Source organism: Robertmurraya sp. DFI.2.37 (genome assembly GCF_029211245.1).
GTDB lineage: Bacteria > Bacillota > Bacilli > Bacillales > Cytobacillaceae > Robertmurraya > Robertmurraya methanolica_A.
Genome location: NZ_JARGEJ010000107.1, coordinates 1 through 4748, shown reverse-complemented (window position 1 = coordinate 4748; position 4748 = coordinate 1). Strand labels below are relative to the sequence as shown.

Annotated in this window: 6 protein-coding genes and 1 riboswitch; of the genes, 5 read left to right on the top strand and 1 reads right to left on the bottom strand. The window is 36.2% G+C overall.

All coding sequences use genetic code 11. The features are described 5' to 3' along the window. The first annotated feature begins 270 nt into the window (after positions 1 to 270). A riboswitch (cobalamin riboswitch) is annotated at positions 271 to 461 on the top strand. Between the two features lie 342 nt (positions 462 to 803). The 5 genes from PZE06_RS25340 to PZE06_RS25320 are packed head-to-tail and all read left to right on the top strand — an operon-like array spanning position 804 to position 3542. Continuing rightward, positions 804 to 1565, top strand: a complete 762-nt coding sequence (locus PZE06_RS25340; RefSeq protein WP_150917762.1) for an energy-coupling factor ABC transporter permease — start codon at positions 804 to 806, stop codon at positions 1563 to 1565. Then, positions 1565 to 1873 carry an energy-coupling factor ABC transporter substrate-binding protein gene (locus PZE06_RS25335; protein WP_150917768.1) on the top strand — a complete coding sequence of 103 codons (309 nt, stop codon included), beginning with the start codon at positions 1565 to 1567 and terminating at the stop codon, positions 1871 to 1873. Before PZE06_RS25340 ends, PZE06_RS25335 begins: the two co-directional genes overlap by 1 nt. Continuing rightward, a complete protein-coding gene (gene cbiQ / locus PZE06_RS25330) occupies positions 1860 to 2648 on the top strand; it encodes a cobalt ECF transporter T component CbiQ (RefSeq protein ID WP_150917759.1) in 789 nt (262 codons plus the stop codon). The genes PZE06_RS25335 and cbiQ overlap by 14 nt, the downstream gene beginning before the upstream one ends. Positions 2649 to 2688: 40 nt before the next feature. After that, positions 2689 to 3162, top strand: coding sequence for an energy-coupling factor ABC transporter ATP-binding protein (locus tag PZE06_RS25325; RefSeq protein WP_225310842.1), 474 nt, complete (start codon positions 2689 to 2691; stop codon positions 3160 to 3162). Then, positions 3159 to 3542, top strand: coding sequence for an AAA family ATPase (locus tag PZE06_RS25320; RefSeq protein WP_263641587.1), 384 nt, complete (start codon positions 3159 to 3161; stop codon positions 3540 to 3542). Before PZE06_RS25325 ends, PZE06_RS25320 begins: the two co-directional genes overlap by 4 nt. Before the next feature lie 39 nt (positions 3543 to 3581). Here the strand turns inward: PZE06_RS25320 and PZE06_RS25315 are convergent, their stop codons facing one another. Then, positions 3582 to 4031 (bottom strand): FUSC family protein, encoded by a 450-nt coding sequence (locus PZE06_RS25315; protein ID WP_225310840.1) that lies wholly within the window; start codon positions 4029 to 4031, stop codon positions 3582 to 3584. Positions 4032 to 4748: the final 717 nt, after the last annotated feature.

The window sequence follows — 4748 nt, the reverse complement described above, 5'->3', positions numbered from 1 at the left end:
TAGTTGAAAATGTTATTTTACTCATGTTGTCCCCTAGTTCCTATTTAGTAAGTTTAAGTATATAAAAAAATACCTATAGATAAAACACTCTTTTTCAAGTGTCCTAACTATAGGTACCATAATAGAAGGGGATATAAAAAGGGGCCTTTTTTTGTTTTTATTAGATAATCGTCAATATTTATCGGTTTTCTTATTCTTGATTTTTCGTCACAAATTATCGCTGATTGTACCTAGACAACCCCCATATAGAATTTTATACTGAGAGTAATTTAATAGTTTCCATTGATAGGTATTGGATAAATCGTTATCCAATTTAAGAGGGAAGTTCGGTGAAAATCCGTCACGGTACCCGCCACTGTAATTCGAAGCGACCTGTTAAAAGCCACTTTCTTAACAGAGAAGGGAAGGCGCAGGAAGTGTTGAAGATAAGTCAGGAGACCTGCCTATTCAATGAACACAACGAAACCTACGGGATAATAGGGAGGTGTTTGCAAGAATACGGTAGTTTTCAAATTTATTGAAAACATAGATAAAATATATTCTGGGCATTCGAACCTATGGTTTGAATGCTCTTTTTTTGCATCAGGAAATAAGCCATTTCATCGTAGGGGTTCATTCTAGTAAGCCATGTATCTGCCGTCAAGCGTAAGGAGCTTATCAAATATAAATCCAGTATCGTTTGATAGGCGAGCAGCATGAATAAAGGCTGCGCTCTCTAATCTTGGCAGGAATCATTCGAACTGAAGTTGTGCTAAAGTTGTGTACTTGTGCTATTGTTCGGCATTTGAAAAGGAGGAGCTATGATGAAAAAACGATCTATGTTTGTCTCAGCAGCAGTCATTTTATTTTTTGTAAGTTATTTTTGGGTTAACTCTTCTCGGCCGGCTTATGCCATGCATATTATGGAAGGTTTCCTTCCTGTCGGTTGGGCTGTTTTTTGGTGGATTGCTACCATTCCGTTTCTCATATTTGGAATGAGATCAATTCAAAGAATCGTTAAAGAAAATCCTGAAGTGAAAATGATGTTAGGCTTAGCAGGTGCTTTTGCCTTTGTCTTATCAGCCTTAAAAATTCCTTCAGTAACTGGGAGTAGTTCTCATCCGACTGGGGTAGGGTTAGGAACCATCCTTTTTGGCCCATTAGTAATGAGTGTGCTTGGAACGATTGTACTACTTTTTCAGGCATTATTACTTGCACATGGCGGCCTAACAACATTAGGAGCCAATGCTTTTTCAATGGCTGTTGTAGGTCCGCTTATTGCCTTTGTGATCTTTAGAATAGGTACAAAATGGAAATGGTCTTTTTCCGTAATCGTCTTTATAGCAGCAATGTTTGCTGATTTGGGGACGTACGTTATGACCTCTTTGCAGTTGGCTCTTGCTTTTCCGAGTGAGATTGGTGGAATAGCTGCTTCTTTTAGCAAGTTTGCGAGTATTTTTGCACTTACGCAAATCCCGCTAGCAATTAGTGAAGGATTATTAACTGTCATGGTGATGAACTTGATTAGAAAATATAATACTGATGAATTAAAGCTGTTGAATGTTTTGCATAGGGAGGTTCGATGATGATGAAGAATGCGATCCTTTTTCTAGTAGTTGTTCTGTTAGCGATTATTCCCCTTTATGTCGTCAATGATTCTGAGTTTGCGGGAGCCGATGGAGAAGCGGAGGACCAAATTGTTGAGATTGCTCCTGACTATGAGCCATGGTTTGACTCAATTTGGGAGCCGCCTGGCGGGGAGACGGAAAGTTTGTTATTTGCCTTACAAGCGGTTATCGGCGCATTAATTATTGGCTATATTTTCGGCTATTCAAAAGCAAGAAAGAGTTTCTCAAATAGGGAGAATGTGAATAAAAAAGATGTTGTCAATTGACCAAATGGCGTATTGCAATGCATTTAAAAATGTTCATCCATTAGAGAAAGGAATCTTTGCCGCTTCCCTTCTCTTCCTCTCTTTATTATTAAAAAACGCTGCAAGTGCCTTTTTCATTTTTATGTTCATGAGTATTGTTATTGTTAAAGGGGCAAAGATTCCAGTGTTGTATTATATAAAATTACTGTTATTGCCCTTCTTCTTTTTATGCACAAGCGTTTTAGTAATTCTCTTTTCCATTGCACCAGTTAGCATGGAAATATTAAACATTATTTTTCAAATAGAGATCGCAAACTGGAGAATTTATATTAGTGTCGACAACGCTGAGCAAGTTTTGAAGCTTTTTTTGTCAGTAATGGCTGGGGTTAGTTGTATGTATTTTTTAATCTTGACCACTCCGATTCAGCAAATCATTTGGTTGTTGCAAAAAATGCGTCTGCCTTCATTATTTATTGAACTATTCGTTGTGACATACCGATTTATTTTCGTTTTGCTTGATAAGATGTATGAAATTCGCATTGCGCAAACAAGCAGGCTCGGATATTTTCGGATAAAGCAGAGCTTTTATTCTTTGGCACAGCTTATCATCAGTATATTTGTTAAATCGCTTAAAACCGCACAAGATGTACAAAGAGCCAGTGATTCCCGAGGAAATAATAGTGGGCAATTTTTACAAGTCGAAATACAACAACCGTTTAACAAAAGAAATTGGCTTATAATTGGATGCACAGTTTTTCTCACTTGTTTTATTTTTTTCCTTGGCAACCATGTTTAGGAGAGAACTGTCATGTTGAAAAAAGAGGAGAAGAAATGCAATGGTACAGTCATTTTTAGAATTAAAGAATGTCTCCTATCAATATCCTGATGGGACGCTCGCATTAAATAATATATCGCTTAAAATTACAATGGGAAAAAAGATTGCTCTGCTAGGAAATAATGGAGCAGGGAAATCAACATTGCTTCTTCATTTAAATGCTGTACTAGCCCCGACAAGGGGACAGCTCTATTATAAGGGAGAAGAATTCACTTATAAACGCAAGGAAAAAAATAAACTGCGCGGAGATGTTGGAATTGTCTTTCAAGATCCGGATACACAGCTCTTTTCATCAAGTGTTTATGATGATATTCAATACGGCCCTCGGAATATGGGACTTTCAAAAGAGGAGGTAGAATCGCGCGTTCTCACGGCAATGAAGCTGACTGATACTATGTCGTTAAAAGAAAAACCTCCACATTTTTTAAGTGTTGGTCAAAAAAACGAGTGGCTATTGCCTCTGTGTTATCAATGAAACCGACATTAATGATTTTTGATGAGCCGACTGCAGGACTAGATCCCTATTACTCAAATAGGATCTTAAATATTCTTAATCAATTAGCTACGGAGGAACGCACTGTTCTTGTGTCCACACATGATGTTGATTTCGCATATGAATGGGCTGATGAAATATGGCTACTATCGGAAGGGATGCTCATTGCCAGAAATGCTCCGTTCGAAATATTTCAAGATCAAGCCTTATTAGCAAAAAGCCATTTGCGTCAACCATGGGTGCTTGAAGTGTTTGCCAAAATTAAGGAGCCATTAAAGATGACAACCTTTCCCCGTTCGAAAGAAGAGTTATTGTCAATACTTGAGCATTCCCTTGCTCCAGTCGTAGATAGAAGTAAATGAGCTGAGGAAAACAAAACTATTTTGTTTCCCTTTTTTAAATTAAGCACTACTCTTTTTCCAATTGATGAAACGGAACGAGAAAAATTGAAGAACTATTGCGATAATAATCCCAATCGAGGTGTCTTTCATTCGATCGAGGGCGTAACTCTTTGAATGCTCTTCAAACACGAACACAAATAATATCGTGAGTGCAACTTGATGAAGAACTTTTATATCTAGGTTTAACCACTTTGTACAATATGCGCCTAAAAGAAGCAATAAACCTAAAAACCATCCATTTAATTGAATATGGGTTGCGATCAGTACAGTGAGAAGGATTCCTAAAATGGTTCCAACGATTCGCTGAAGTGAAAGTTGAACTGTCCGATTGAATGTAGTTTGCTGACAAAGGATTACAGATAGTGGAGCTAAGTAAGGATGTTTAGAGCCTAAAAGCTTTGCAATCTCCCACGCGAAAGCAGAACCAATCGCCATATTCCAAATTATCACGGAGTAGTTTGCCCTTTGCGTCTTCGTGTTGTGAGTCTTTCAATTTTGAAATCATCTCCGGATTAATAAAAGTATTCCAAATTATTATGTTTCCATCGGAGAATTTTATGTGAATATTTAAAAGTGAGGTAGTCTGAATATAAATTTAATGATTTTATGTGATAGTTCATAATTCCAAAAAGAAGCAGAAACTGATTCTGTTTTTAAGTTTTATACAGTATTAATTTAATTATCTAATTTAGTAGGCTAGAGAATAGAAAGTATCCTCTAGCCTACTATGCACCATATATCAATAATTAAGTGGAATTATCTTTACAAGTTGAAACTGTTATTAATCCAATTTATTCCTTTTTTGATATGGCTTTTGAATTTCTTAAGCTTGATATGCTTTTTTAGTTTCTTAAGTGTGGATATTGGTATAAGTATTATTACTGTGCCTGATAAAAAAATATCATTTCATCATCTCCTAAATATGAATAACATTGAAAAAAGAAGATGGCACATAGTAAAATAGAGCGTTATTTTCAGTATATACTAGTAGTTTAATTAAAGATAGATTAATGGTTGGATTCTTAGTTTTTTTAGTAGTTATATAACTCAACTTTCGCACCTTGAAAATCGACCTTGTTTTAGGTCTATTAAAGCTTTAAGAACAATCAACTTTGTTCCTTGACTATTGCCTTTAAACAAGAAAAGGCACCTGCTTCTTTGGTATAG

Excerpts from the sequence above, each read along its gene's own strand:
- PZE06_RS25320 (WP_263641587.1), top strand. The coding sequence starts at position 3,159 with ATGAAACCGACATTAATGATTTTTGATGAGCCGACTGCAGGACTAGAT.
- PZE06_RS25340 (WP_150917762.1), top strand. The coding sequence starts at position 804 with ATGAAAAAACGATCTATGTTTGTCTCAGCAGCAGTCATTTTATTTTTT.
- PZE06_RS25335 (WP_150917768.1), top strand. The coding sequence starts at position 1,565 with ATGATGAAGAATGCGATCCTTTTTCTAGTAGTTGTTCTGTTAGCGATT.
- PZE06_RS25325 (WP_225310842.1), top strand. The coding sequence starts at position 2,689 with ATGGTACAGTCATTTTTAGAATTAAAGAATGTCTCCTATCAATATCCT.
- cbiQ (WP_150917759.1), top strand. The coding sequence starts at position 1,860 with ATGTTGTCAATTGACCAAATGGCGTATTGCAATGCATTTAAAAATGTT.